Annotated in this window: 29 protein-coding genes and 4 tRNA genes; 22 read left to right on the forward strand and 11 right to left on the reverse strand. The window is 71.6% G+C overall.

From position 1 onward, the window contains the following. The first annotated feature begins 10 nt into the window (after nt 1-10). From AC156L_RS09680 to AC156L_RS09735, 12 genes are all read left to right on the forward strand, one after another. Complete coding sequence (locus tag AC156L_RS09680) at nt 11-511, forward strand: MarR family winged helix-turn-helix transcriptional regulator (RefSeq protein WP_330880005.1); 501 nt, start codon at nt 11-13, stop codon at nt 509-511. Between the two features lie 101 nt (nt 512-612). Continuing rightward, a complete protein-coding gene (locus AC156L_RS09685; protein WP_330880003.1) occupies nt 613-936 on the forward strand; it encodes an antibiotic biosynthesis monooxygenase family protein in 324 nt (107 codons plus the stop codon). Between the two features lie 10 nt (nt 937-946). Then, nucleotides 947-1,378, forward strand: a complete 432-nt coding sequence (locus AC156L_RS09690) for a MarR family winged helix-turn-helix transcriptional regulator (RefSeq protein WP_330880001.1) — start codon at nt 947-949, stop codon at nt 1,376-1,378. Nucleotides 1,379-1,524: 146 nt separating this feature from the next. Further along, nucleotides 1,525-2,232 (forward strand): hypothetical protein, encoded by a 708-nt coding sequence (locus tag AC156L_RS09695; RefSeq protein ID WP_330879999.1) that lies wholly within the window; start codon nt 1,525-1,527, stop codon nt 2,230-2,232. Nucleotides 2,233-2,245: 13 nt separating this feature from the next. Continuing rightward, complete coding sequence (locus AC156L_RS09700) at nt 2,246-2,494, forward strand: ferredoxin family protein (RefSeq protein WP_330879997.1); 249 nt, start codon at nt 2,246-2,248, stop codon at nt 2,492-2,494. Beyond that, complete coding sequence (locus AC156L_RS09705) at nt 2,491-3,765, forward strand: FAD-dependent oxidoreductase (protein WP_330879996.1); 1,275 nt, start codon at nt 2,491-2,493, stop codon at nt 3,763-3,765. Before AC156L_RS09700 ends, AC156L_RS09705 begins: the two co-directional genes overlap by 4 nt. 193 nt (nt 3,766-3,958) lie before the next feature. Then, nucleotides 3,959-5,809 (forward strand): AfsR/SARP family transcriptional regulator, encoded by a 1,851-nt coding sequence (locus AC156L_RS09710; protein ID WP_330879993.1) that lies wholly within the window; start codon nt 3,959-3,961, stop codon nt 5,807-5,809. Nucleotides 5,810-5,854: 45 nt separating this feature from the next. Next, a complete protein-coding gene (locus AC156L_RS09715; protein ID WP_330879991.1) occupies nt 5,855-6,676 on the forward strand; it encodes a hypothetical protein in 822 nt (273 codons plus the stop codon). A 98-nt stretch (nt 6,677-6,774) separates the two neighbouring features. After that, nucleotides 6,775-7,050, forward strand: a complete 276-nt coding sequence (locus AC156L_RS09720) for an acyl carrier protein (protein ID WP_330879989.1) — start codon at nt 6,775-6,777, stop codon at nt 7,048-7,050. 1 nt (nt 7,051) lies between these two features. Beyond that, nucleotides 7,052-7,516 carry an SRPBCC family protein gene (locus AC156L_RS09725; protein WP_330879987.1) on the forward strand — a complete coding sequence of 155 codons (465 nt, stop codon included), beginning with the start codon at nt 7,052-7,054 and terminating at the stop codon, nt 7,514-7,516. Beyond that, nucleotides 7,513-9,210: an acetyl-CoA carboxylase carboxyl transferase subunit alpha gene (gene accA, locus AC156L_RS09730; protein ID WP_330879985.1), complete on the forward strand. Its 1,698-nt coding sequence runs from the start codon at nt 7,513-7,515 to the stop codon at nt 9,208-9,210. The genes AC156L_RS09725 and accA overlap by 4 nt, the downstream gene beginning before the upstream one ends. Continuing rightward, entirely contained in the window at nt 9,203-9,640 is a 438-nt protein-coding gene (locus tag AC156L_RS09735) for an acetyl-CoA carboxylase biotin carboxyl carrier protein (protein ID WP_330879983.1), read from the forward strand. The genes accA and AC156L_RS09735 overlap by 8 nt, the downstream gene beginning before the upstream one ends. Nucleotides 9,641-9,663: 23 nt before the next feature. Here AC156L_RS09735 and AC156L_RS09740 read toward each other — a convergent pair whose 3' ends face one another. From AC156L_RS09740 to AC156L_RS09765, 6 genes are all read right to left on the reverse strand, one after another. Next, nucleotides 9,664-10,158 carry an AfsR/SARP family transcriptional regulator gene (locus AC156L_RS09740; protein WP_330879981.1) on the reverse strand — a complete coding sequence of 165 codons (495 nt, stop codon included), beginning with the start codon at nt 10,156-10,158 and terminating at the stop codon, nt 9,664-9,666. Between the two features lie 172 nt (nt 10,159-10,330). Next, nucleotides 10,331-11,305, reverse strand: a complete 975-nt coding sequence (locus AC156L_RS09745; RefSeq protein ID WP_484406760.1) for a methyltransferase — start codon at nt 11,303-11,305, stop codon at nt 10,331-10,333. 48 nt (nt 11,306-11,353) lie between these two features. Then, nucleotides 11,354-13,792, reverse strand: coding sequence for a PEP/pyruvate-binding domain-containing protein (locus tag AC156L_RS09750; protein WP_330879977.1), 2,439 nt, complete (start codon nt 13,790-13,792; stop codon nt 11,354-11,356). A gap of 30 nt (nt 13,793-13,822) precedes the next feature. Beyond that, the gene (locus tag AC156L_RS09755; protein ID WP_330879975.1) at nt 13,823-15,037 is read right to left on the reverse strand and encodes a beta-ketoacyl synthase N-terminal-like domain-containing protein; all 1,215 of its coding nucleotides are present in this window, start codon (nt 15,035-15,037) and stop codon (nt 13,823-13,825) included. After that, a complete protein-coding gene (locus tag AC156L_RS09760) occupies nt 15,025-16,293 on the reverse strand; it encodes a beta-ketoacyl-[acyl-carrier-protein] synthase family protein (RefSeq protein ID WP_330879973.1) in 1,269 nt (422 codons plus the stop codon). Before AC156L_RS09760 ends, AC156L_RS09755 begins: the two co-directional genes overlap by 13 nt. After that, a complete protein-coding gene (locus AC156L_RS09765) occupies nt 16,290-16,718 on the reverse strand; it encodes a cupin domain-containing protein (RefSeq protein ID WP_330879971.1) in 429 nt (142 codons plus the stop codon). Before AC156L_RS09765 ends, AC156L_RS09760 begins: the two co-directional genes overlap by 4 nt. A 189-nt stretch (nt 16,719-16,907) precedes the next feature. Between AC156L_RS09765 and AC156L_RS09770 the strand changes: the two genes are divergently transcribed. From AC156L_RS09770 to AC156L_RS09795, 6 genes are read left to right on the forward strand one after another with little or no spacing between them, the layout of a single operon-like run. After that, a complete protein-coding gene (locus AC156L_RS09770) occupies nt 16,908-17,369 on the forward strand; it encodes a DUF1772 domain-containing protein (RefSeq protein WP_330879969.1) in 462 nt (153 codons plus the stop codon). A 16-nt stretch (nt 17,370-17,385) separates the two neighbouring features. Continuing rightward, a complete protein-coding gene (locus AC156L_RS09775) occupies nt 17,386-18,744 on the forward strand; it encodes an acetyl-CoA carboxylase biotin carboxylase subunit (protein WP_330879967.1) in 1,359 nt (452 codons plus the stop codon). Between the two features lie 5 nt (nt 18,745-18,749). Next, nucleotides 18,750-19,763 carry a class I SAM-dependent methyltransferase gene (locus AC156L_RS09780; RefSeq protein WP_330879964.1) on the forward strand — a complete coding sequence of 338 codons (1,014 nt, stop codon included), beginning with the start codon at nt 18,750-18,752 and terminating at the stop codon, nt 19,761-19,763. 18 nt (nt 19,764-19,781) lie between these two features. Further along, nucleotides 19,782-20,102, forward strand: a complete 321-nt coding sequence (locus tag AC156L_RS09785; RefSeq protein ID WP_330879962.1) for a TcmI family type II polyketide cyclase — start codon at nt 19,782-19,784, stop codon at nt 20,100-20,102. Further along, a complete protein-coding gene (locus AC156L_RS09790) occupies nt 20,099-20,836 on the forward strand; it encodes an SDR family NAD(P)-dependent oxidoreductase (protein WP_330879960.1) in 738 nt (245 codons plus the stop codon). The genes AC156L_RS09785 and AC156L_RS09790 overlap by 4 nt, the downstream gene beginning before the upstream one ends. Continuing rightward, complete coding sequence (locus AC156L_RS09795) at nt 20,836-21,213, forward strand: antibiotic biosynthesis monooxygenase family protein (RefSeq protein WP_330879959.1); 378 nt, start codon at nt 20,836-20,838, stop codon at nt 21,211-21,213. Before AC156L_RS09790 ends, AC156L_RS09795 begins: the two co-directional genes overlap by 1 nt. Here AC156L_RS09795 and AC156L_RS09800 read toward each other — a convergent pair. The 5 genes from AC156L_RS09800 to AC156L_RS09820 form a co-directional block, all read right to left on the reverse strand. Continuing rightward, nucleotides 21,144-21,635 (reverse strand): YybH family protein, encoded by a 492-nt coding sequence (locus AC156L_RS09800; RefSeq protein WP_330879957.1) that lies wholly within the window; start codon nt 21,633-21,635, stop codon nt 21,144-21,146. The genes AC156L_RS09795 and AC156L_RS09800 overlap by 70 nt on opposite strands. A gap of 256 nt (nt 21,636-21,891) precedes the next feature. Then, nucleotides 21,892-21,963: transfer RNA gene (locus AC156L_RS09805), tRNA-Val, on the reverse strand. Between the two features lie 53 nt (nt 21,964-22,016). Continuing rightward, nucleotides 22,017-22,472, reverse strand: a complete 456-nt coding sequence (locus AC156L_RS09810) for a TIGR02611 family protein (RefSeq protein ID WP_330879955.1) — start codon at nt 22,470-22,472, stop codon at nt 22,017-22,019. A gap of 22 nt (nt 22,473-22,494) precedes the next feature. Beyond that, nucleotides 22,495-23,313 carry an anti-sigma factor gene (locus AC156L_RS09815; RefSeq protein ID WP_330879952.1) on the reverse strand — a complete coding sequence of 273 codons (819 nt, stop codon included), beginning with the start codon at nt 23,311-23,313 and terminating at the stop codon, nt 22,495-22,497. Next, nucleotides 23,310-24,005, reverse strand: coding sequence for an RNA polymerase sigma factor (locus tag AC156L_RS09820; protein ID WP_330879950.1), 696 nt, complete (start codon nt 24,003-24,005; stop codon nt 23,310-23,312). The genes AC156L_RS09815 and AC156L_RS09820 overlap by 4 nt, the downstream gene beginning before the upstream one ends. A 243-nt stretch (nt 24,006-24,248) precedes the next feature. Between AC156L_RS09820 and AC156L_RS09825 the strand changes: the two genes are divergently transcribed. From AC156L_RS09825 to AC156L_RS09840, 4 genes are all read left to right on the forward strand, one after another. Beyond that, nucleotides 24,249-24,674 (forward strand): SsgA family sporulation/cell division regulator, encoded by a 426-nt coding sequence (locus AC156L_RS09825; protein ID WP_106189084.1) that lies wholly within the window; start codon nt 24,249-24,251, stop codon nt 24,672-24,674. A 148-nt stretch (nt 24,675-24,822) separates the two neighbouring features. Further along, nucleotides 24,823-24,895: transfer RNA gene (locus AC156L_RS09830), tRNA-Gly, on the forward strand. A 56-nt stretch (nt 24,896-24,951) separates the two neighbouring features. Then, nucleotides 24,952-25,023: transfer RNA gene (locus tag AC156L_RS09835), tRNA-Cys, on the forward strand. A gap of 1 nt (nt 25,024) precedes the next feature. Then, nucleotides 25,025-25,096 (forward strand) — tRNA-Val (locus AC156L_RS09840). Nucleotides 25,097-25,099 lie beyond the last annotated feature (3 nt).

Here is a 25,099-nt window from a genome sequence, read left to right on the forward strand (position 1 = left end):
TGATGGCCCGATGGAGAAGCGGGTTCGGGAAACGCCGTCGGACGCGGACCTGTACGCGAGCGGTCCCCGGCTCCCGGAGGAGTTGACGCGCTGGCCGATGTACGTGATGTCGAGGGCCGTGCAGCGCGGCTGGGTGCTGCTCGCCCGCAGGCTCCGGACCGAGGGGCTGAACCCCCGGCTGCACGCGGTGCTCGCCGTCGTCCACGCGCGCACGCCGATCTCCCAGCAGGCCGTCGCCGACCTGCTCCGCATCGACCGCACCACGATGATCGCCGTCGTCGACGAGGCCGAGGCGGCGGACCTGATCTCCCGCACGCGCGACCGCGGTGACCGCCGCCGGTACGCGCTGCGGCTGACCGCGGCGGGGGAGCGGGCGCTGGTGCTGGCCGACCGGCTCGTGGCGGAGGCGCACGCCGAACTGCTGGGGGAGCTGGACGAGGGCGAGCGGGCGGTGCTGCACGAACTGCTGCTGCGAACCGTGCCCGCGGCGGACACCGGCTACTCCGACTGACGTCACCACCGAGCGGGCCTGACGTTTGCTCTCGCTAACAATAGTTGACCTCAACCAGTATCTGCCGGATCGTGTGTGCCGAGACCGACGGAGGGGGAGGCATGACTGCACGGGTGATGGTGTCCGCGCGGGTCGCCGTGGAGCACGCGGAGGCGTTCGAGAGGGCGTACGCCGAGGTGACCAGCAAGGTCGCCGACGTGCCGGGGCACCTGGGCGACCAGCTGCTGCGCGACCACGAGGAACCGGAGCGCTACGTCCTGCTCAGCGAGTGGGAGAGCACCGAGCACTTCCTGGCCTGGGAGGACGCCCCGGTGCACCGGGACACGACCACGCCGATGCGGCCGTACTGGCGGGTCCTCGAACGACGGGTCTACGAGGTGGCGAAGGAGGGTGACCAGGCGCGTGCGGAGGTTGCCGGAGGTTAGCCTCGCCGCTATGACCCCTGGATCTCAGCAGCGACCGGCGCCGGTGGTCGAGGTCGTCGACCTGCTCTTCGAGCTGACCGACCGCGTCAAGGCGCAGTTCGCGATGGTCACCGGATCGCTCCAGCTCCAGGTGCCCCAGGCCCGAGCGCTGCTGAGGATCAACGGCCCCGTGTCGATGCGCGATCTCGCGGCCCGGCTGAGGTGCGACGCCTCGAACATGACCGGCATCATCGACGGGCTGCACGCGGGGGGTCTCGTCGAGCGGCAGGCGCTCCCGAACGACCGGCGGGTCAAGCAGGTCGTGCTCACCGAGGAGGGGAAGCGGCTGCAAACGCGGTTGCGGCAGCGGCTCGCCGTTGGCGTACCCGTTCTCGGCACTCTCGACGACACCGAGCGGCAAGAGCTGCACGCAATTCTGCTGCGCGTCGTAGAACGCTCATAGGGAATATTTCGTGACTGTGGACCGGGCGATGTCCGGTCTATTCGTGGTGTCGATTTACGTCCTATTTCACCCTTAAGGGACGAATTCTCCGACGGTCAGGGAATGTCCTGATGGTCGCCGTTCCCGAGTTTCGGCAGGGTTGTCGCATGAAGAAATTCACGGCAAAGCACGCCAAGCACCTGATGGTCTGGTTACACGTGATCTCGTCGGTCGGCTGGTGCGCGATGGCGGTCGTGCAGCTGGTCCTGCTCGGGCGGGTGCTCGGCATGGACCCGCACGACCAGCTGGTCACGCTGGAGACCTCGCTGTTCCTGGAGAACGAGATCCTGGACCCCCTGGGGATCAGCACCGCGTACACGGGGCTGATGCTGTCCGCGCTCACCCCGTGGGGCTACTTCCGGCACTGGTGGGTGACCGTGAAGTTCTGGCTGACGCTGATCGCGATCCTGCTCGGCAGCATCTACCTGGGCAAGACGCTGGAGCGCGTCGTGGAGGCGTCGAAGGCGGGGGAGAGCTGGTCGGTCACCCCGATGTTCATCGGCACCGGCTGGACGCTCGCGACGCTGGCGCTGATGGTGTGGATCTCGATCGAGAAGCCGTGGGGCAGGCGCCACGCCGGCGAGGAGCGGGCGAAGCGCGCCGCGGTGCGGCGAGCCGAGTGGAGCCCGGACGCGTGGGTGTTCCTCGTCGCGCTCGCCGTCCCGATCGTCGAGTACCTCGCACGGGTGGACTACCCGCTGCTCACGCTGGGTGCCGCGATCGGGTTCGCCATCTACCGAGGACGCAGGCTGCGCGCCGCGCGCCGGGGTCCCGCCCCGGTTCGCGGTGACCGAGTGGTAGCCAAGTCGGAGTGACGGGAGAGCCGCCATGACCTACACGATCACGAGCCGCTGCGTCGGCACGAAGGACGAGTCCTGCGTGACCGTCTGCCCGGTCGACTGCATCCACGACGCGGGCGAGCAGATGATGATCGACCCGGTCGAGTGCATCGACTGCGGCGCCTGCGTGCCGATCTGCCCGGTGGACGCGATCTTCACCGAGGACGAGGTGCCCGCCGAGGAGCAGGACTCGATCGAGGCCGCCCGGTCGTTCTACGGGTCGGGTGGCCCGTCGTGAGTCGCCGCGTCCTCGTCGTGGGCGCCGGGCCCGCCGGGCTCTACGCCGCGGCCACGCTGGCGGCGGCCGACGTCGGCGTGGACGTGGCCGACCGCCTGCCGACGCCGTACGGCCTGGTCAGGTACGGCGTCGCACCCGACCACCCGAAGATCAAATCGGTGACCAGGGTGCTGGCCAGGCCGTTCTCGGCGGAGTCGGTGCGCTTCCTCGGCAACGTCGCGGTCGGCGTCGACCTGACCGCGGCCGACCTGCGCGAGCACTACGACGCGGTGGTCTACGCGACCGGTGCGGCGCGGGGCCTGCGGCCGGGCGTTCCCGGTGACGACCTGCCCGGCAGCGCGCCCGCCGCGGACTTCGTCGCCTGGTACGGGGGCCACCCGGACGCCGTCAGCGCGGAGCGGCTGCTCGACGCGAGGCGGATCGCGGTGATCGGCGCGGGCAACGTCGCGCTCGACACCGCCCGGATGCTGCTCAAGGACGTCCGCGCCCTGGCCGACACCGAACTGCCGGACGCCGTGCTCGCGGCGCTGGACCGCAGCCGGGTCACCGACGTGCACCTGATCGCCCGGCGCGGTCCCGCCCAGGCGAGGTTCACCCCCGTCGAACTGCGCGAACTCGGAGAACTGGGCGTCGACGTGCTGGTGCGGCCCGACGACCTGGTGCTCTCCCCGGACGAGGTGCGGACCGTCGCCGGCGACCGCACCGCCCGGACCAACGTCGAGATCCTCCGCGAGTGGGCGAGGCGTCCCGAACGGGGTGCGTCCCGACGCCTGCACGTGCGCTTCCGCACGCGGCTGGTCGAGGTGTGCGGACGGGACCGGGTCGACGCCCTGCTGCTGGAACCGGGCGGGGAGACGCTGCCGGTGGACGCCGTCCTGTACGCCATCGGGCACCGCGGCACGCCGCTCCCCGGACTGCCGTTCGACGAGGTCACCGGCACCGTTCCGCACGAGTGCGGCCGGGTCGTCGGCGTGCCGGGGGCGTACGTCGCCGGGTGGCTCAAGCGCGGTGCGACCGGCGTGATCGGCACCAACAAGGCCGACGCCGGGGAGACCGTCGCCTCCCTGCTGGCCGACCTGCCCGGACTGCCGCGCGCCGCGGAGCCGGACCCTGCCGCGGTGACCGCGCTGCTGCGACGGCGCGGTGTGCGTCCCGTGACGTGGGAGGGGTGGACGCGCCTCGACGCGCACGAGACCGAGCTGGGCAGGCGCCAGGGCCGGACGCGGGCGAAACTCACCGACCTGTCCACCATGCTGGCCATCTGCGGCTGATTCCCACCGGCTCATGCGCCGAGGGGTGGAATCGCTCCGTTGTGCTTGAAGAGCGTGAGAAAACAAACCACACTTATTCCACGGAGCGGTGTGCATGCCGGGGTGGGGCATCGCCGAAGGTGATTCGAGCCGATTCTAGGGGGCTTTCATGAAGGTAGGCCTGCTCGGTCCATTCGAAATAATCGTGTCCGGTGTGGAGCTGACTCCTTCGGCGCCGAAGCTGCGGCAACTGCTCGCATTGTTGTCCCTCCAGGCGAACCGCACGGTGCGCATGGAGCAGATCATCGACGAACTGTGGGAGGACCGTCCCCCGTCCACCGCCACCACGACGGTGCAGACCTACGCCTACCAGCTCCGCAAGACGCTGCGCCTGGTCGGGAAGCCGGACTCGGGACCGGTCGGGCTCCACACGTCCCGCGGCGGCTACCTGCTCGAACTGCCGCCCGACGCGCTCGACGTCGACCGCTTCAGCGCCGAGGTGCAGCGGGGCCGCGCCCACCTCGCGGCGGGGGACGCCGTCGCCGCCGTGACGACCCTGCGCGAGGCGCTGCGGCTGTGGCGCGGCTCGGTGCTCTCGGACATCAGGCGCGGTCCCGTCCTCCAGGCGGAAGCGGTGCTGCTGGAAGAACTCGGCCGCGGGATCATGGAGCAGCGGATCGACCTGGAGCTGGAACTCGGCCGCCACCACGAGCTGATCGGTGAGCTCACCGGTCTGGCCGCGGCGAACCCGACGCACGAGGGCTTCCAGACCAAGCTGATGCTCGCGCTGTACCGGGCGGGCAGGCGGTGCGAGGCGCTGGAGGTCTACCAGCGGGCGAGCACGGTGCTGCGGGACGAACTCGGGCTCGAACCCTGCCTCGACCTGCGCCAGGCGCACCGGGTGGTGCTCGCCGCGGACGACTCGTTCGACCCGGTCGCGCCGGACGCCGCGCCCGCGAGCACGGGAAGGTTCGCCGAGCCGCCCTACCACCTCCCGCCCGACGTGACGCTGCTGATCGGCCGCGACGCCCAGATCGCGCGCACGACGGAGGTGCTCACCTCGCCGGGGCGGTCCGCGCCCGCGGTGGTGGTCGTGTTCGGACCTCCGGGTGTCGGGAAGTCGGCCTTCGGGGTGCGCACCGCGCACCGGGTGCGCGCCGAGTTCCCCGACGGGCAGCTCCACGCGCGGCTCGTCACGCCCTCCGGCGACCCCGTCGACCCGGCCGACGTGCTCGCGGGCTTCCTGCGGGCGTGGGGGAGCCGCGCGTCCGCCGAGGAGGTGGGGACGGCGTCGCTCGACGAGCGCGTCCGGATGTTCCGCAGCTGGACCGCGGGCCAGCGCACGCTGATCGTCCTCGACGACGTGGTGTCCGACGACCAGCTGCGGGCGCTGCTGCCGAGCGGTCCCGGCTGCGCGGTCCTGGTGACCAGCAGGCGCAGGCTCGCCGACCCGGCGGTCATGCGGTCGATCAGCCTCGGCCCGCTCGACGCGGTCGACGCGCTGGAGCTCATGGTCAACGTCCTGGGCAGGCGGCGGCTCGCGGAGGAGCCGAAGGCCGCGGTGCGGCTCGCGGAGCTCTCCGACGGCTTCCCCCAGGTGATCCGGGCCGCGCTGTGGCGGCTGGAGCTGCGGCCGTACTGGCCGATCCGGAAGGTGGTCGACCGCGCGGCGCGGGAACCGGCGTTCGTGATGCAGACCGGTGTGCCCGAACTCGATCTGCTGGCCGGTGTGGAGCGCACCTGCCGGATGATGTCGCCCGAGGCGTTCCACGCCGTGCGCCGGGCTGCGGAGATCGACGGGGACATCACGGCCGCCCGCGTGGCCGAGGCCCTGCTGATCGGGGAGTTCGACGCCGAGGGACTGCTCGACGAGCTCGTCGAGTTCGGGTTGCTGGAGGTCGACGGGCCGGAACTCGGCCACCACCCGGACAACTTCCGCTACTGGTTCCGGCCGGTGCTGAGGAAGGCCGCGACCATGGTCGCCGCGCCTCCCGGCTCCACCCGGTCGCCTGCCATCGGACTGAGACCCGTGCGAGAACTGCGGGCGACAGGTGCGCCCGTGTGAGTCGCTCTTCCGCCGCCGCGAACCCGAAGTGAGAAGGGAACTGACGTGATCACAGGCTGGCGCGAACGGGTGGGGCAGGCGCGGGCGAACGGGGACTACCTGCACTTCGGGCTGGACGACCCGCGATGTCGGGACACCCGGCTGGTCGGCGCCGAACTGGCGGCGCTCGCCGGGATGGCGGACCGCGCGCCGGTGCCGGGGACGGACGTGATCACCGCGCCGCTCGCCGTGTGGCGGCGGAACCCGTGGACGCGGTCGACGAGCCCGCCCCTCCCGTTCACCGGGCAGGCGGGCGTGCCGCTGTCGATCCGGTGCAGGCTGCTGGTGAGCGACGTGGACCGCTCGGGTGAGTCGGTGTGGCAGAACCCGGCGTGGAACAACATCGACCCGGAGGCGGTGTGGGAGGGCGTCGTCGAGCTGGCCGGGATCGCCGCGCGGCAGGTGGTCGGCGACGTCTCCGGCCACCGGCTCGCGTTCTCCCTCCAGCGCTTCGTCCCCGCGGTGGCCTCGCTGCTCGTGTGGGTGGCGGACAGCGGGCACCGGGTCCACGTGCGCGCCTGCCGGGGACTGGCCGAGACCCACGCCGACCGGCTCTACTTCGACCGCTTCGAGTTCCGCGGCCCGTCGCTCGTCGTCGAGCACTGCCTGGTCGAGCGCAAGCACACCGCCACGGTGCCCGCCGACGGTGGTACGCACACCGTCGACGTGCCACCGGAACAGGTGTCGTGCCCGGTGCTCTCGGTCGCCGCCGCCCGCTCGCTCGCCGCGTCCAGCCGCACGTGGACCGCCGGGTACGACGGGTGCGCGGAACTGGAGGTGGTGCTGGTGGGCCAGGAGTTCACGCTCCTGGACTACCGCAGGCTCTGACACCGCTCGACATCCTCTTCAGCGGCGCTGGACGCCTCCTGGACACCCCGGTGGCACCGTGGACCGGAGGAGCACCCTGAGGAACGGAGCCACTGACGATGACGGCAACGCCGGGCACCCGCCACGCTTTCACCTTGGACGACCTGCGCCGGATCATGCGGACGAGCGTCGGTGTCGACGCGGGCGTCGACCTGGACAGCGACATCTCCGACGTCGAGTTCGACGGTCTCGGCTACGACTCGCTGGCCCTGCTGGAACTGGCCGCGCAGGTGCGGCGCGAGTACGGCGTGCCGATCCCGGACGACGCCATCCTGGAGGTGCCGACGCCCGGCCGGGCCGTCGAGCTGATCAACAACCGACTCGCGGAGGCGTGAGGTGGCCGGGCACACGGAGAACGCGATCACCATCCAGGCGCCCATGGACCTGGTGTGGGACATGACGAACGACGTCGAGGACTGGCCGGGGCTGTTCAGCGAGTACGCCGCGGCCGAGGTCCTCGCCACCCGCGGCGCGACGGTGGTGTTCCGGTTGGTCATGCACCCCGACGAGCAGGGGCGCGTGTGGAGCTGGGTGTCCGAGCGGACACCGGACCCCGTGACCAGGACGGTGCGCGCCGCACGCGTGGAGACCGGGCCGTTCAAGTACATGTCCCTCTTCTGGGAGTACCTGCCGGACCCGGACGGCGTTCGCCTGCGCTGGGTGCAGGACTTCGAGATGAAGCCGGAGGCGCCGGTGGACGACGAGGGCATGACCGGGCGGATCAACGCCAACAGCCCGGTGCAGCTGGAGCTGATCAAGCAGAAGGTGGAGGCGGCCGCGCGCGCCGCGCGGGCGCGATGACCGCCGGCACGCGCGCGACCGCGCGCCGCGAGCCGGGGGCGGAGGACTGGTTCGTCTGCCCGGAGTGCCGAGCGGTGGTCTACCGCAAGCGGTACGACCGCCTGCTGCGCGTGTGCTCCGACTGCGGCGCGCACGGCAGGCTCGACCCGCGGGAACGCGTGGCGCAGCTGCTGGACGAGGGCTACCGCACGGTCCCCCTGGCGCGCACGCAGCACGACCCGCTGGGGTTCGTCGACCAGCACGCGTACCCGGACCGGCTCACGCGGGCGGTGGCGAGCACGGGAGAACCCACCGCGGTGCGGGTCGTGCGGGGCCGCGTCGAGGGCGCCGAACTCGTCGCCGCGGTCATGGACTTCCGCTTCCTCGGCGGAAGTCTGGGCGTCGCCGAGGGCGAGGCGATCACGACGGCCGCCGAGACCGCCCTCGCCGCACGGGTTCCGCTGCTGCTGGTGACCGCCTCCGGTGGCGCGCGCATGCAGGAGGGCGTGCTGTCGCTGATGCAGATGGCCAAGACCAGCGGCGCGATGGCCGAGCTGGACCGGGCCGGACTGCTCACGGTCAGCCTGATCACCGACCCGACCTACGGCGGTGTGGCGGCGTCGTTCGCGACGCTGTCGGACGTCGTCGTCGCGGAACCCCGTGCCCGCATGGGGTTCGCCGGCCCGAGGGTGATCGAGCAGACGATCGGGCAGGAGCTGCCCAAGGGCTTCCAGACCGCGGACTTCCTGCTCGACCACGGCGCCGTGGACGCGATCTGGGCGCGGTCGGAGCTGCGCGTCATGCTGGCCAGGCTGCTCGCCACCCGGCGCGGCCCCGGAGCGGGCTGGGGCGTGGACGTGGTGGACCCGGTGATCCGCGACCCCGAGGCGCTGGAGACGCGTCCGGCCTGGGAAACCGTGCTGCTCGCCCGTGATCCGCGCCGACCGACGGCGCTCGACCACATCGGGCACTGGCTGGACGGGTTCGTCGAGCTGCGCGGTGACCGGCTCGGCGCGGACTGCCCCTCGGTGGTCGGCGGCATCGGTGGGCTCGACGGGCAGCCCGTGGTGGTGATCGGCCACCAGAAGGGCCACACGACGCGCGAACTCGTGGCACGCCGGTTCGGCATGCCGTCCCCCGCGGGCTACCGCAAGGCGGCCAGGCTGATGCGGCTCGCGGCCAAGCTGGGACTGCCGGTGGTGACGCTGGTGGACACACCCGGCGCGCACCCGGGGGTGGAGGCCGAGGAGCAGGGGCAGGCGATGGCCATCGCCGAGAACCTCCGTCTCATGTGCACGCTGCCGGTCCCGATCGTGACCGTCGTGACCGGCGAGGGCGGCAGCGGCGGCGCGCTCGCGCTCGGCGTCGCGGACCGAGTCCTCATGTGCGCCAACACGACCTACTCCGTGATCAGCCCGGAGGGGTGTGCCGCGATCCTGTGGAAGTCCGCGTCCGCGGCGTCGGTGGCCGCCGAGGCGCTGCGGATCGACGGCCGCTGGCTGCTGGCGTCCGGCGTGGTGGACGGCGTCGTGCCCGAACCGGACGGCGGCGCGCAGGAGAACCCCTCCGCGGCCAGCGAACTGGTGCGCCGCGCGGTGGTGTGCGCGCTGCGCGAGCTGCGCGGCGTGCCCTCGGCAGACCTGATCTCCCGGCGCGGCAAGCGGTTCCGCCGGTACGGACTGTCCTTCGTGGACAAGGGGAGTGGTGATGAGTGACGACCCGGCGGTGCTCGCGGAACTGTCCCGCGTGGTGGGTGAGATGACGCGCGGCGTCGCCCACCCGCCGCGCCGCATCGACATCGCGTTCGGCGCGGCGCGGATCGAGGTCGACTGGGGCGAGCGACCGGCGGACGACCGCCCCGCGGTGCGGCCCGCCGCCGTCGAGGAGGAGGACCGGGAGCCGGGGACGCACGAGGTCTGCGCACCCGTGGTCGGCACGTTCTACGCGGCACCGGAACCGGGCGCGGCGCCGTTCGTGGCGGTCGGCGACGTGGTCGAGGCCGGGCAGCAGGTGGCCATCGTCGAGGCGATGAAGCTGATGAACGCGGTCGAGGCGACGGCGCCGGGACGGGTGGTGCGGGTGCTCGTCCCGGACTGCCGGCCGGTGGAGTACGGGCAGCCGCTGCTCCTGCTGGAACCGGTCTAGCGGCGTGTCGCGGGTGGCGCCGCTCAGGTGGCGAACCGCGCGGGCCCGACCGCGGCCGCGGTCAGCGCCTCGACCGCGTGCACGCGGGTCTCGACGGCGTCGACGAGCGGGGTCAGCACCGGGCCGTGCGGCACGTCGCACAGCGTCGCGCCCGACCGCAGCCGCACGGCCCGCCGCAGGGTCGCGGAACCGTCGCGGACCCTGCCCTCCCGCAGCGCCCGGCGGCCCCCGTCCGCGAGCCACTCGAATTCCGCGAGGTCGAGTTCGCGGCGTTCCGCGTGCGCCGCGTAGCCGTTCTGCTCGACACCGACGACCGTGCGCGATCGGTTGAACAGCTTTCCCAGTTGGTAGACGTAGGTCCGAACGGCGGTCCCGCTGTTGACGGGCCGGTCGTGCGGCCAGAGTTCCTCGCCGATCAGTTCCGGGGAAACGACGTGGCCGTTGTGCAGCAATAGCAGTGCGAGCACGATGCGTAATCGCGGTGCCGAGGGGGTGATGGTGCTGCCGCCGTCGGTCACCCGTAACCGTCCGAGTACGTGAAATTTCACCAGAGGCCCCCAGTTGAACGTGGCTTGAACAACGGGGGAATGATATATGAACATTTGCCCGTGGTGCGTGACATCCGTGTGTAGACCGAATTACCCCCGGACACGCGGCCGTCCGGGGGTAATCCAGGTGGGGATTTCGTGATCAGATCGGCTTGACGCCCGTCACGAGGGTGTCCGAGGCGGTCAGGGGCCGCGCCCGCACGTCGGTGAACCCGGCCGTGCGGAACCACGCCTCGTAGGCGGCCACGGGGTACTCGGCACCGCCCTCGGTGAGCAGCTGCATGTTGAGGCTGAGCAGCCGGTTGCGCCGCGTCGACGGGCGGGAGTCGTCGATCATCGCGTCGTAGACGAACAGCGCCCCGCCGGGCGGCAGCGCCTCGTACGCGCGTGCGACCAGCCGCTGGTTGTGCTCGCCGTCCCAGTCGTGCAGCACGTGCCCGCAGACGAAGGCGTCCGGGCTCGGCAGCTCGTCGGCGAAGAAGTCCGCCGGGTGGAAGCGCACCTTCCCGGTCAGCTTCAACCGGTCCATGTGCTCGTCGAACAGCGGCTCGATGGGCGGCAGGTCGAGGCAGCCCGCCTCCAGGTGCGGGTGGGCCTTGGCGATCTCGGCGACGAGGTTGCCGCGCGCGCCACCGAGGTCGACGACCGACGTGAACCGCGTCCAGTCGACCGCGTCGGCCAGCGCGGGGCCGATGGCCGCGCTGGCGCCGTCCATCGCCGCCATGAACCGCCGGAGCACGTCCTCGTTCTGGTAGAACGCCTCGAAGTTCGCCGCGCGGTCGTTCTGCATCCGGCCGGTGCGCAACAGGTCGCCGAGCTTGCTCCACCCGACGTACTGCCAGTTCACCATCGTGAGGAAGCCGCCGAGGTACGTCGGTTTCGCGCGGTCGAGATAAATGTCGGCCTCGGCGCTGTTGTGGAAGCGGTCCTCTTTCTTGATCAGCAATCCGTGCGCGCACAGCGCACCGAGGAAGTCGTCGAGCGCCCTGGGGTGCAGACCCAGTCGTTCGCGGATCTCGACCGCGGTGAGCGGTTCACCCGCCAAAGTGGAGAACAGGTCGATTTCCACCGCGCTCAGGAGCACTTTCGCGCCCCAGAAGGCGGTACCGAGTTCCACGATGGCGGCGGGATTGGGACGCGATTCCGCACGCGGACCGTTCATTGTTCACTGCTCCTTCTCGGCGGTTGGTGAATCGATGATGTCGACGACTCCCCGCGAGCCGTCGACGGTGACGAGCTGACCGCTGCGCAGGCGTCGGGTGGCGTCCCCGGTGGCGAGCACGGCCGGGACGCGGTACTCGCGGGCGATGATCGCCGGGTGGGACAGCAGGCCGCCGTGGTCGGTGACGAGCGCGCCGACGTTGGGGAACAGCACCGACCACTCGGCCGTCGTCTGCGGGCAGACCAGGACGTCGCCCGGCCGCAGCTCGTGCCAGTCCGTCTCGTCGAGGACGACCCGCGCCGGGCCGGTGTAGGTGCCGTTGGACGCGGCGATCCCGCTGACCACCGCGTCGTCGTCGGCACCGCGACCGGAGGTGGTCAGGTTGCCCCCGGCCTCCCGCCACACCCACATGCCCGCCGCGACGACCTCCCGCACGTCCGGCGGCAGCATCCCCAGCCACTCGCCGGGTGGCCGCGAGGGCGGAACCGGCCGCCCGTAGCCGCGCGGACCGGGATTCGCCTGAGCCAGCGCGAACTCGGCGGCGCGGCGGCTGACCAGCCCGTCGACGACGGTGCCGTCGCGCAGCGCGGACAGCGCCTCGTCGAGTTCGAGCATGAACACGTCCTGCGCGTCGCGCAGCTGCCCGCGTTCGGCCAGCCTGCGGCCGAGGTCGAGCACACCGCGGCGGATCAGCGCGAAGGCCGTCTGGGACAGCAGGACGCTGTCGTCCCGCAACGGGTAGGCGGCCTGCGCGCGCTCCAGCGCCCGTTCGAACCGCGCGAGGTCGTCCGGTCGGTCCGCCAGCGCCGTGCTCGCCTCGGCCACGGCCGACTCGCGGCTCGCGGACAGGTCGTCCGCGGCGCGGGAGGGGTCGAAGCCCCTGCCGAGCTGTCCGCGCACGAGGGACAGCACGAGCGCGGGGTTCTCGGCCGTGGTGGGGGCGGTGATGTCCATGCCGACGGTCCGGAAGCCGTACTCGTCCAGGTAGTCGCGCAGCGCGGCGCCGAACTCCGGGTCGGCCTCGGCGCACGCGGCGGCGTCGCCGCCGGTCCGGACCAGTCGCCGCACCTCGGGATGGCGTTCCGCGAGCCGGACGAGTTCGCCGAGCGCGTGGGACGGCGCCGTCGTGCTGCCGGGCAGCCCGGTGAGCAGCGCCATGGTCCGCGGCGCGTCCCAGCCGAGCAGCTCCTGGCAGGCGAGGCCGAGCTGCCCGAGCAGCAGCATCCCCGCGCCGCCGAGCCGGAAGTGGACCTCCGAGGCCCTGGCGGACAGGCGGACCACGTGGTCGAGCCGCGCCCGGAGTTCGCCGTCGGTCAACGCGGCCGGATCGGTCGCGCGTTCCGCGGCCAGCTCGCCGGACAGCGCAGGCCGCCACTCCTCGTGCCACCGCAGGCAGGACGCCGCGGGCTCGTCGGCGCGCACGCCCGCCATGATCGTGGCCAGCTTCGCCCTGATCCGGTCCACGCCCTCGGTCATGACGAACGACGAGTAGAGCCAGCCGCCGATCTCGCGGAACTCCAGCTTCTCGCCGAGGCTGTAGGCGAGCAGGTGCCCGATGCCGTCGGCCTGGCAGCGGAACACCGTGGACCGTCCCATGGGGGACAGCGGTTTGGTCGAGTAGTTCGACCGCTGCCAGGAACCGGGTGGTACGTCGGGCGGTGGATCGGGCAGCGCGGTGATCGGCCGCGCCTGCAACAGCCACAGCGTCCCGTCGGCGATGGCCCACTCGACGTCCTGCGGCGCACCGAAGCGGAGCTCGATGCGCTGGGCCAGGTCGGCGACCAGCGCCGCCTGCTCCGCGGTGATCGCCCGCTCCGCGCCGGACGCGAGCACGGCGACGCCGTCGCGCACCGACCACTCGTCCGGAGTGGACTGCCCGGACACCAGCCGGTCGCCGAGCCCGCGCACGGCGCTGACCAGCACCTCGTTCCGGTCGCCGGTCACCGGGTTCGCGCTGAACGCGACGCCCGCGGCCTCGGCGGGCACCATGTGCTGGATCAGCACGCCGATCCGGCGGCCCGCGCCGAGGGCGCGCGTGCCCTGGTAGGTCGCGACGCGGTCGGAGAACGCCGACGCCCAGCAGGTGCGCACCGCCGCGATGAGGTCACCCGCCCCCGCCACGTCCAGCACCGTCTCGTACTGGCCCGCGTAGGAGACGCCGGGCAGGTCCTCCTCGACGGCCGAGGAGCGGACGGCGACCGCCGTGCCGCCGAGCCGGAGCGCGAGCGCGTCCAGCTCCTCGACGACGTCGCCGGGCAGTTCGAGCGCGTCGGTCCGACCGGACGCGAGCAGGCGGTCCAGCACCTCGGCGGGCAGGACGTACCCCTCCGGCACCGGCAGCCCCGCCGCCCGCAGTTCGCCGAGCACCGCGGACTTCCGGCCGACGTCGCCGACGTCGGCGAGGCCGACGGTGTCGAGCGAACGCAGCAGCGTCGAGGTCATTGTTGGCTCCAATCAGAGAGGTCGGCCCGATCAGGCCGCGGTGACGACGACCGCGGCGTTGAACCCGCCGTAGCCCCTGGCGATCACGAGCGCCGTCCGGACGGGCAGCGCCCTCGGCGCGCCGACGACGAGGTCGAGGCGGTAGCGGCCGTCGGGTCGGACGTTCACCGACGGCGGCACGAGCCCGGTCCTGATGGTCAGCAGCGCCGCCGCGACGTCGAGCGAGGACCCGCCCGCGTACAACCGGCCGGTGGCCGTCTTCGGCGCGCTGACCGGAACCCCGTGCGGACCGAACAGCGCAACCAGGGCGTCGGCCTCGGCGCGGTCGAGGTCGGGGAGGCCCGCGGCGTCGGCGAAGACGACGTCCACGTCGGCGGCGGCGACCCCGGCGTCGGCCATGGCGAGTTCCGCCGCCCCGCGCAGCTCCGGCCCGCCTCCGGCGTCGAAGGTCGCGGCGTACCCCGCGATCCGGCCGTACACGTGCGGCGCGCCGCGGTCCCTCGCGCTGTCCTCGTCCTCCACGACGAGGATCGCGCCACCCTCTCCCGGCAGGTACCCGGCCGAGTCCGGGTCGAACGGCAGGTACGCGCGGGCCGCGTCGCGCGACCGGCTGAGCAGACCGGTCACCTGCTGGCACACCAGCGCGTACGGCGACAGCGGCGCCTCGGTGCCCCCGCTGACGACCAGCCGCGCACCGGCGCCCAGCACGCGCCTCGCCTGCCCGAGCGCGTCGAGCCCGCCCGCCTGCTCGCTCGCGATCACCCCGCACGGGCCGCGCATCCCGAACCGGATGGACGTCTGGCCGGTCGTGGCCGCGTAGAACCACGCGATCGACTGGAACGCCGTCACGTGCTGGGGTCCCTCCGACCACAGCCTGCCGAGCTCACGCTGGCCGAACTCGTTGCCCGCGCTGGAACTCGCGGTCACCACCGCCATCTCGTACTCGCCGAGACCGCAGTCCGCGGGCGGGTGCGCACCCGCGTCGCGCAGCGCCTCCTCGGTCGCGCACAGCGCGAACTGCGTCCACCTGTCGGTCTGGAACGTCAACCTGGTCGGCAGGTGCTCGGTGGCGTCGAAGTCCCGCACCTCGCCCGCGAGCCGCACCGGGTGGTCCGACGCGTCGAACCTCGTGATCTCCGCGATCCCGCTGCGGCCCGCCAGGGTGTTCGCCCAGTACCGCTCCACCCCGATCCCGGTCGGCGCCACCACGCCCAGACCGGTGACGACGGCGCTCACGCCGTCCATCCCGGTCGGGACAGCAGCATCGCGGTCTGGAACCCGCCGAACCCGCTGCCGACGCTGAGCACGACGTCGAGGTCGGCGTCGCGCGCGGTGCGGGGCACGTAGTCGAGGTCGCACTCGGGGTCGGGCGTCGTGTAGTTCGCCGTCGGCGGCACGGCCTGGTGCGCCAGCGCGAGCGCGCACGCCGCGACCTCCAGCGACCCGATCGCGCCGAGCGAGTGGCCGATCATCGACTTGATCGAGCTGACCGGCACCCCGTACGCGCGGTGCCCGAGGCTCAGCTTGAACGCGGCCGTCTCGTGCCGGTCGTTCTGCCGGGTGCCGGAGCCGTGCGCGTTGATGTAGCCGATGTCCTCGGGCCGGACGCGGGCGGTGCGCATGCTCTCGCCGATCGCCTCCGCCATCTCGCGCCCGTCGGGTTTCAGCCCGGTCATGTGGAACGCGTTGCTGCGGTTGGCGAACCCGGCGATCTCCGCGTAGATCCGCGCGTCCCGCCCGCGGGCGTGCTCGCGCTCCTCCAGGACCAGCACGGCCGCGCCCTCACCGAGCACGAAGCCGTCCCGGTCCCGGTCGAACGGGCGGGACGCGTGCTCGGGGTCGGCGTTGTTCGGCGACGTCGCCTTGATCGCGTCGAAGCTCGCCGCCGAGATCGGGGAGATGGGCGCGTCCGTCGCGCCGGTGATCATGATGTCGGCCGAGCCCTCCTCGACCAGCGCCGCGGCGTGGCCGATCGCGTCCAGGCCCGACGTGCAGCCGGTGGAGATGGTCGCGACCGGCCCCCGTGCGTCGCACAGCCGCGCGACCTCGGCGGAGAACACGCTCGGCACGAGGTAGTCGTAGAGCTGGGGCACGCCGTAGCGGTGGTCGACGACCCACTCCCGGCCACCGTCGCTGACCACGACGTACTCGGTCTCCAACCCGATGGTGCAGCCGACCGCGCTGCCGATCGCCACACCCCGCCGGTGCGGTTGCAGCACGTCGAACTCCAGGCCGCTGTCCTCCACCGCCTGCCGCGCGCTGACCACGGCGAACTGGGTCGCCCGGTCCATCCGCCGGACCTCCCGCGGGGTCAGCCCCTCCTTGTCCGGCTCGAAGTCGCACTCGGCGGCGATCCGGGACCGGAACGGGGTCGCGTCGAACGTCGAGATCGCCCTGGTCGCCGTGCGGCCCGCCATCAGCATGTCCCAGAACGCCTTCGTGCCGATGCCACCCGGAGCGACGACACCGATGCCGGTGATCACCGCGCGCCGGTCGGTCATCTGGTCGCCCCCACACCGGGCTGCGCCTCGTCCGGGCGGGGCAGCGCCTCGGTGTCGACGTGGCCGAGTTCGGGTCTCGGTGCCAGCGGGCACAGGTGGAACACCGCCTCGGCCTGCTCGCCGGTGGTGTTCCGGACGCTGTGCCGCGCGTTGATCGGCACCAGCAGGCCCTCACCCGCGGACAGTTCGACGGGCTGCGAGTCGACCCGCACCAGGAGCGTCCCGCGCACGACGTACAGGAACTCCTCGGAGTACGGGTGGTAGTGCTCGCTCACGTAGTCGCCCGGCGCCATCGTGAGGACGCCGAGGAATCCGGTGGTCGCGCCAGCGGTCTTCGGACCGAGCACGACCCGCAGCTCCCCGCCGCGACGGCGGTTCGGCTCGACGTCGGCTGCGGCGACCTTCGCGATCTCCTGCGTGGACAAGGGTGCTCCTGTGTGTCGGCGGTCGTTGCCCGCGACTGTCACCGACCGGAGTGGGGAAATCCTGAAGAAGGCGTCAGGACCCGCTGAACGCGGACCTGCTCGATCGCTGAGCCGTTCGTCAGCCGCCCGCGATCGCCTGCGGCGAGCATCTGGCGGCAGGACCGAACCGGACGAGGAGTGCCTAGGACGATGCTGCAGATTCTGTTGCCGTTGGCTCTGCTGTGCAACGGATTGACCGCCGGAGCACTGCTGATCGCGATGATCGGCGTCGCGCCGCTGCGGCTGGCCCTGCCGGACGAGCGCTCCGTCCAGGTGCACCAGCTGCTGCTGCCCAAGGTCGAGCCGCTGATGCCCGCCCTGCTGGTCGGCGGGACCATCTTCACCGGCGCGGCCGGGTTCTTCGCGGGCAGCACGCTCGCGCACGTGCTGACGATCATCTCGTCGTCGTTGCAGCTCAAGGCGATCCTCATCGCGCTGACGAAGAACGTGCCGATCAACAGGTGGCTGGCCACCCTGGACCCCGAGGCCCTGCCCGGCGACTTCGCCGAGTCGCGGGCGATGGAGCGCTGGCGCAACTGGAACGCGGCGCGCGCGGTCATGGTGATCCTGGCACTGGTGATCAACGTCTACGTGGTCGGACTCCTGGTGTGAGCGGGAGGGCCACGAGGTGATCGAGACGGTGCTCATCGCCAACCGGGGCGAGATCGCGCTGCGCGTCGCCCGCACCTGCCGCGAGCTGAACCTGCGCACGGTCGCGGTGCACTCGACGGCGGACCGCGACTCCGCGGTCGTGCGGCTCGCGGACCGAGCTGTCCAAATAGGACCCCCGGCGGCGCGGCGGAGCTACCTGCACGTGCCCGCGATCATGGAGGCGGCGGCGCAGACCGGGGCCGACGCGATCCACCCCGGCTACGGGTTCCTGTCCGAGGACGCGGACTTCGCCGAGGTCTGCGAGGCGCACGGGCTCACGTTCATCGGACCGCCCGCCTCCGTGCTGCGCACGCTGGGGGACAAGGCGACCGCGCGCAAGCTGATGGCCGACGCGGGCCTGCCGCTGCTGCCCGGCAGCACCGAGACCCTGGACAGCGCCGCGGAGGCACGGGCCCTGGCCGACGAGATCGGCTACCCGGTGATCATCAAGGCCGCGGCAGGCGGCGGCGGCCGGGGCATGGCGGTCGTGCGCGAGCCGGGGGCGTTCCTGGAGCACTACCAGCGCACCCGCGCCGCCGCCCAGGCGGTGTTCGAGGACGGCCGGGTCTACCTGGAGAGGTACCAGGAGGCCGCGCGGCACGTCGAGGTGCAGATCCTCTGCGACCAGCACGGCAACGCGATCTGGCTGGGGGAGCGGGACTGCTCGGTGCAGCGCAGGCACCAGAAGCTCATCGAGGAGACACCCGCGCCGGGCCTGAGCCCCGAGCTGACCGCGCGGATGGGCGAGGCCGCGGTGCGCGGCGCGCTCGCGGCGGGGTTCGTCGGCGCGGGCACGTTCGAGTTCCTGGTCGACCCCGACGGCCAGTTCACCTTCATGGAGGTCAACTGCCGCATCCAGGTGGAGCACCCGGTCACCGAGATGGTCACCGGCATCGACCTCGTGCGCGAGCAGCTGCTGGTCGCGGCGGGCAGACCGCTCACCACCACGCAGGAGCGGGTGGAGCGCAGGGGAGTCGCGATCGAGTGCCGGGTCAACGCCGAGGACCCGTCCCGCGGCTTCGCCCCGGCACCGGGCGTGCTGGAGGAGTTCGTCCCTCCCGGCGGCCCGTTCACCCGCGTCGACACCCACGGGTTCACCGGCGCGCGCGTGACCCCCGACTACGACTCGCTGCTGGCGAAGGTGATCGCGTGGGCACCGGACCGCGACCAGGCCGTGGCCAGGGTGGAACGCGCGCTCGCCGAGTTCCGCGTCCGCGGCGCGGGCGTCCGCACGACGATCCCGTTCCTCGCGGAGATCCTCGGTCATCCGCTGTTCCGCGACGGGAAGCACACCACATCACTGGTCGAGCAGGTGCTGGACATCGAGAGGAAGTGACGGCAGTGACCGACGCAGTGCTCACCCGTGAGCGGGTGTTCGACCTGATGCAGGGCTATCGCAACACGAGCCTGCTGCGGACGGGCATCCGGCTGGGCGTGTTCTCCTCCCTCGCGGAGGGACCCGCCGACGCCGGGGAACTGGCCGAACGCCTCCGGGTCGACCCGCGCGGCGCGACCATCCTGCTGAACGCGCTCGTCGCGATCGGCCTGCTGGAGCGCAAGGACACCGAGTTCCGCCTCGTCGACGGCGCCGACGAGCTGCTGGCGGGCCCCAGGTCGGTCGCGCACCTGGCGACCATCCTCGCCAGCGACTGGGAGTGGGACGCGCTGAAGGTCCTCGACGAGGCCGTCCGACGCGGCGGCGCGGTGGTCGACGACAACGCCGAGTCGTCCGACTTCGCGTACTGGAAGGACTTCGCGACCTTCGCCACCGCCGCGACCGGCCCGACCGCGGGCCTCGTCGCCGACGAGCTGGCCGACTGGCTGGGCTCACGCCCGAACCCGACGGCGCTGGACGTCGCGTGCGGACACGGCATGTACGGCTTCACCCTCGCCGCCCGGCAGCCCGCGCTGCGCGTGTGGGGCCTCGACTGGCCCCACGTCGTGCCGATCGCCGCCGAGAACGCCGCGCGGCTCGGCGTGCGGGACCGCGTGGACTTCATCGAGGGCGACATGTTCGAGGTGCCGCTCGGCGGGCCGTACGACGTCGTCTTCGTGACGAACGTGCTGCACCACTTCGCCGAGGACCGGGCGACCGAACTGCTGGCGCGCGCCGCCCGCGCGATCAAACCCGGCGGCAGGATCGTGGTCGTCGGCTTCACCACGACCGACGAGCCACCGGACACCGACCCCGCGCCGTACCTGTTCTCGGTGCTGATGCTCGCGTGGACCAAGGGCGGCGAGGTCCACTCCGAACGCGCCTACGACCGGATGCTGACCGAGGCCGGGTTCACCGCGGCCGAGGTGCACCGCCTGCCCGGAGTGCCGATGCGGGTGCTCATCGCCGATCGCGCGTAAGCGCTGGAAGGGCTTGCCATGTACCGAAGTCTGCTCGTCGCCCGGTTCGACCCGAAGGACGCCGACGTCGTCGCGAAGGTCTTCGCCGAGTCCGACCGGACCGAGATGCCGCACCTGCTCGGCGCCTCGTCGCGGACCCTGTTCCGCTTCCACGACCTGTACCTGCACCTCATCGAGTCCTCCGTGGACATCGGGGAGAACATCGCGGCGGTGCGCGACCACCCGCTGTTCCAGGACGTGAACACCAAGCTGAGCCCCTACGTCCGGCCCTACTCGCCGGACTGGCGCGGACCCCGTGACGCGATGGCCACCCCGTTCTACACCTGGGAGGCGCGGTGAGGCTCGACCTGACCGGCAAGCGGGTCGTCGTCACCGGCGGCACCAAGGGCATCGGCAGGCGCGTCGTGACCGCCTTCGCCGAGGCGGGCGCGTCCGTGCTCACGTGCTACCGCGGCGACGAGACCACCGCGGCGGGCCTGCTGCTGGAGCTGAAGGAGATCGGCGGCGACCACCACGTGGTGCGGGCCGACATGAGCGTGCGAGCGGACGTGGAGGAACTGGTCGCCGAGGCGCACCGGCACCTCGGCGGCATCGACACCCTGGTCAGCAACGCCGCCACCGTCAGCCACCACCCGGTGGTCGAACTGACCGACGAGGTGTGGCAGCACACGCTCACGACGAACCTCACCGGCCCGTTCACGCTGGTGCGCAGCGCCCTCCCCCTGCTGTCCGAGGGCTCGTCGATCATCGTCGTCGGCTCGCGGGTCGCACAGGCCGGCATGCCCGCCGCCGCGCACTACGTCGCGTCCAAGGCGGGCCTCACCGGCCTGGTGCGCGCCCTGTGCAAGGAGTTGGGACCCGCCGGGATCAGGACGAACCTGGTCGCGCCCGGCATCATCGAGACCGAGGCGACCGCCGCGCTCCCCGCCGACCGCCGCTGCGCCTACGAGGCCAAGTCGTCGCTGGGCAGGCTCGGCAGCGTGGACGAGGTCGCGGGCGCCGTCCTCTTCCTCGCCAGCGACCTGGCCGGGTACGTCACCGGCGAGACCCTCAACGTGGACGGGGGAGTCTGATGTTCCGGGTGGTCCTGACGATGCGCGTCGCACCCGGCCGCGAAGACCGGTTCCTCGACGTCGTGCGCGCCATCGGCGCCGCGGTCGCGGCGAACCCGGCGAACCTGGACCAGCGGCTCTTCCGCGACGACGCGGGCACGTTCCACGTGTGCAGCGACTGGGCGGACGCCGAGTCGTTCCGGGCGCACGAGCGCGACCCGGAACACCGACGCCTGATCGCGGGGATGCGCGACGTGCGCGAGGACAGCACCATGACGACCATGGTCGAGGTGGACGCCTTCGAGCACTCGCGGGGCGGGCGCCCCCCTCACCGGGCGGCGTCGACGTCCGACACCTGCCACGAGGAGACGTCGTCGAGCGGGGTGGCCGACTCGTAGTCCGGCGCGGTGACCGTGCCCTGCTCGTCGGAGTCGTAGTCGACCACGATGCGCCAACGCCCTTCGACCCGGCGGGTGAACACGTGGAAGCGACCGTGGAACGTCCTGCGGTCCCCACCCGCGCGCGTCGCGACCAGGCGGTAGACGCCGCGCTCACTGGCGACCCCACCACCGGCGATGCGCTCGGTGAACCGGAAGTCGATGGCGACGGAGCCACCGCGCTCGGCCAGGTCCGCGAACCACCGGGTGGTGTCGAGCGCCAGCTCGGCGAACCCGGACACCCGTTTCGCGGGCCCACCCGCGCGGATCACGCCGGGGTCGTGCAACGCGAGGAACGCCGCGGCGTCACCCGCCCGGTAGGCGGCTCGGTAGGCCAACCAGACGTGCTCGTTCAGCTCCCGCAACGTCGTGCTGTCGGACATGCTCGTCTCCGAGGGGCGGGCGGGTGGTCTCGTGCTCCCGCCGTCCCGGAGGTCCGCGCCGAGGCGGTCTACGCAGGAACGGTCTCCTGGCGAACGATCATGCCCCGATGGTCCCGAACGACGTTCGACGCGTCAACCGCCGAACACCCGACTTCCCACCACCTCGGGCACCGGTGCCTCGAATTCGACAGCGCCGAACAGCGCGCACAAAGCAGAGAGGCCCTGACCTACCCGGTCAGGGCCTCTCTGCTTGCTGTGGGCGATACTGGGATCGAACCAGTGACCTTTCCGGTGTGAACGGAACGCTCTCCCGCTGAGCTAAACGCCCATCTTCAGTTGTTCCCACTCCCCGCTCTCGCGGTGTGTGGATAGCTTACAACATCAACCCCTGGACCCAAAAATCGGGCTGTCCAACCACGGTTCGTGCACGCCGAACCAGCCGCCGACCAGCGCCAACGCGCCGAGCAACCAGAGCGTGGCCAGCACGACGAGGCCGGTTGCCGCGAGCACGAGGAACTTCACGAAGAGCGACTGGCGCTTGAGCCACTCGACCCACCGGTCGTAGTAGTGCTTGGCGAACTTGAGGACCTTGCCCGCCCACTCGAACTCCGTGGCGAGGATGGCCAGGCCCGCGAACACCACGAGCCAGCCGGGGCCGGGGTACGGGATCATCACGATGCCCGCGACCAGCACGAGTCCACCGACCACGCCCACGCCGATGCGGTAGGCGAGGTTGAGGGCCGGGTTGCGGTGGAACCAGTGTCGCGGCCCTCGGCCGTGCTCGTGCCCACCGCGCTCGGTCCCTGGCGTGGTGTCGTCGTGCTGGTCGGTCGTCATCGTCCGATCTTCCCGTGTCCGGTCAGGTCTGGGTCGCCTGACCCGCCGCTAGCACCGCGGACGGCGACGCGGGCGCGACCTTGCCCTCTTCCAGCGAGATGGCGAAGCCGCTGTGCGCGTACGCGTCCTTGTTCCAGGCCAGCATGATGTCCTGGGCGCCCGGACGTACGTCGAACGTCGCCAGCGCGACCGGACTGTTACCGCTGGTGCCCCACACCACGTAGGTCTGCGAGCCCGCGTCGTTCGAGGGCATCCCCTCCGGGATCACCGCGGCGTCGTCGTCACCCGAGAAGAGGACCGCCATCGGTGTTCCGTCCGGCGAGCGGAGCACCACCTTCCTGGTCACGGGGTCCGTGGCCAGCCGGAACGTGTGCTCCAGTTGGTCCGTTCGGGACTTCTGAGCCTCGACCTGCTCGGACAGGCTGCCGAGCTGCGTCCCCACCACTCCCGTGACGACTGCGACGAGGATCACAGCCGCTGCCGCGAGCAGCACGCGCGCCCGGTTCGACCCGCGGTTCCGCCGGGAGTCGAGCCGGACCGGCTCCGCCACCTCCTGGCGGTCCGGCACCGTGACGACGGCGGGCGCGGGCCGCTCCTGCGGCGTGTGCTCGATCGCCTCCATGAGGCGGGACCTCAGCCGCGCGGGCGGGTCGTGCTGGTCGACCGAACTGCCGATCGCGGCCGTCACCGCTTCGGTGTTCCGCACCGTTCGCCTGCACGTCGCGCACTCCGGGAGGTGGGCGCGCAGCAGCGCCTCCTCGTCCGGCTCCAGGGCGTGCATGGCCCATCCGACGGCCAGTTCCTCCTGGTCGCACCACTCGGTATTCCGGTCCCCGCTCACCGGTGCGCTCCCTTGGTGTTGTTCGGCGTGGCGAGGTCCCCTGCTCCACCTGTCTCCGCTGTCCAGACGGCCGAGAGCGATCCCCGGAGCCTGCGGATGGCCGCGAACGTGCGCGACTTCACCGTGCCCAGCGGCACGCCCGTCAACTTCGCCACCTCTATCTGCGTGTACCCGCCCAGGTACGCCAGGGCGATGACCTGCCGCTGGTCCTCCGGGAGCTTCTTCAGCGCTTCCCGCACCTCGGCGCCGACGACGCTGTTCAGCGCGTCGAGGTCCGACCCGGGCGCGGGCGGGACGTTGCGCTCGGACAGCTCGTCGGTCAGCGGAACATTCCGCCTCCGCTGGGTGTTCTCCTTGCGTACGGCGTCGACGGCCCGGTGGTGCACCACGGTCATCAGCCACGTGCCGAACCCGCCGCGGGACGCGTCGAAGCGGCTGGGGTTGCGCCACAGCGCGAGGAAGGCCTCCTGGACGATGTCCTCGGCCAGGTCGGGGTCGACGCAGATGCGCCTGGCCAGCGAGTACGCCGGCTTCCCGTACCTGTCGTAGAGCTCGCCGAACGCGGTCCTGTCGCCCTGGGCCAGTCGAGTGACCAGTTCGGGGTCGGTTGGTCGGCCAGCGCGGCCTCCGACGTCCGCCGACCTGGGGTCGGCGGGCATCGGTTGCGGCGGTGGAGCGGGCGAGTCAGCCACCAGAAAGGTCCTCACGTCCAACATTCGCACAACAGCCGGTACCAGGTTCAGGTTAAACCCAGCAAGATGGGTGGCGCCGACCCCGGAGCGGCCACGGAACGCAGCGATCAAGTCGCAGAACGGAGCGCGGATGCCACGATCGGGTGATCCGAACTGGCTCGCCATACGTTTTCCACCACATAGACGTCACAAGATGGGTGCTCGGTCGTTTCCTGGACCGGGAAGGGAGAAAAGGTAACGACGATGCGCAACGATCACGTCACGCTCCGTTCGACAGCGGTCTTCGACCTGCTGGCGCCACGCACCCCGGCCGTTCCGGTGCAGGTCGAGCTCCGATACGACACCAAGGACCCCTACGCGGTGGTAGCCGCGTTCCGCACCGGCCGAGCGGGCTGGGTGGAGTGGGTCTACGCCCGCGACCTCCTCGCCGACGGCCTGATCGCCGACGCGGGGGACGGCGACGTCCGCATCCGGCCCGCGGCCGACGACCCCGAAGTGGTGGTGATCGAACTCAGCTCCCCGTCGGGCCACGCCATGTTCGAGGCCTCCGCCCAGGAGTTGGCCGACTTCCTCGACCGCACCTACGACGTCGTGGTCCCCGGCAACGAGCACCTGTGGGTCAACGTCGACGAGGCCCTGACCCACCTCATCTCCAACGACCTGACCTGAAAACCCGAGGTCGGGGGCCCGTAACGGCTTTACGGGTACCCCGATTTGATCCTGACGCGGTGTGTGTAATAAAGTTCCCTCAGCACCACGGAAGACCGGAACAACAAGCCCCAAAAGGGCAAAAGGTTCCAGAATTTCGCGGAGCGGTGCGGACGTGGCGCAGCTGGTAGCGCATCACCTTGCCAAGGTGAGGGTCGCGAGTTCGAATCTCGTCGTCCGCTCGGCAGAGGGCCCCTTGGGCTCAGGCCAAAGTCTTGATGCTAGTGTTCAAGGCAATGGCGGAGTGGCCGAGTGGCTTAGGCAAGGGCCTGCAAAGCCCTGTACACGGGTTCGATTCCCGTCTCCGCCTCGGACGATTAGCTCAGCGGGAGAGCACTACCTTGACACGGTAGGGGTCACAGGTTCAATCCCTGTATCGTCCACAA

The sequence above is a fragment of the Umezawaea sp. genome, from assembly GCF_057122925.1.

Coding starts and splice junctions, on each gene's coding strand:
- AC156L_RS09700 (WP_330879997.1), top strand. CDS start 2,246: ATGACCTACACGATCACGAGCCGCTGCGTCGGCACGAAGGACGAGTCC.
- AC156L_RS09800 (WP_330879957.1), bottom strand. CDS start 21,635: ATGTCCGACAGCACGACGTTGCGGGAGCTGAACGAGCACGTCTGGTTG.
- AC156L_RS09685 (WP_330880003.1), top strand. CDS start 613: ATGACTGCACGGGTGATGGTGTCCGCGCGGGTCGCCGTGGAGCACGCG.
- accA (WP_330879985.1), top strand. CDS start 7,513: ATGACCGCCGGCACGCGCGCGACCGCGCGCCGCGAGCCGGGGGCGGAG.
- AC156L_RS09760 (WP_330879973.1), bottom strand. CDS start 16,293: ATGACCGACCGGCGCGCGGTGATCACCGGCATCGGTGTCGTCGCTCCG.
- AC156L_RS09680 (WP_330880005.1), top strand. CDS start 11: ATGGAGAAGCGGGTTCGGGAAACGCCGTCGGACGCGGACCTGTACGCG.
- AC156L_RS09750 (WP_330879977.1), bottom strand. CDS start 13,792: ATGACCTCGACGCTGCTGCGTTCGCTCGACACCGTCGGCCTCGCCGAC.
- AC156L_RS09770 (WP_330879969.1), top strand. CDS start 16,908: ATGCTGCAGATTCTGTTGCCGTTGGCTCTGCTGTGCAACGGATTGACC.
- AC156L_RS09720 (WP_330879989.1), top strand. CDS start 6,775: ATGACGGCAACGCCGGGCACCCGCCACGCTTTCACCTTGGACGACCTG.
- AC156L_RS09785 (WP_330879962.1), top strand. CDS start 19,782: ATGTACCGAAGTCTGCTCGTCGCCCGGTTCGACCCGAAGGACGCCGAC.
- AC156L_RS09810 (WP_330879955.1), bottom strand. CDS start 22,472: ATGACGACCGACCAGCACGACGACACCACGCCAGGGACCGAGCGCGGT.
- AC156L_RS09795 (WP_330879959.1), top strand. CDS start 20,836: ATGTTCCGGGTGGTCCTGACGATGCGCGTCGCACCCGGCCGCGAAGAC.
- AC156L_RS09825 (WP_106189084.1), top strand. CDS start 24,249: ATGCGCAACGATCACGTCACGCTCCGTTCGACAGCGGTCTTCGACCTG.
- AC156L_RS09735 (WP_330879983.1), top strand. CDS start 9,203: ATGAGTGACGACCCGGCGGTGCTCGCGGAACTGTCCCGCGTGGTGGGT.
- AC156L_RS09695 (WP_330879999.1), top strand. CDS start 1,525: ATGAAGAAATTCACGGCAAAGCACGCCAAGCACCTGATGGTCTGGTTA.
- AC156L_RS09690 (WP_330880001.1), top strand. CDS start 947: ATGACCCCTGGATCTCAGCAGCGACCGGCGCCGGTGGTCGAGGTCGTC.
- AC156L_RS09755 (WP_330879975.1), bottom strand. CDS start 15,037: ATGGACGGCGTGAGCGCCGTCGTCACCGGTCTGGGCGTGGTGGCGCCG.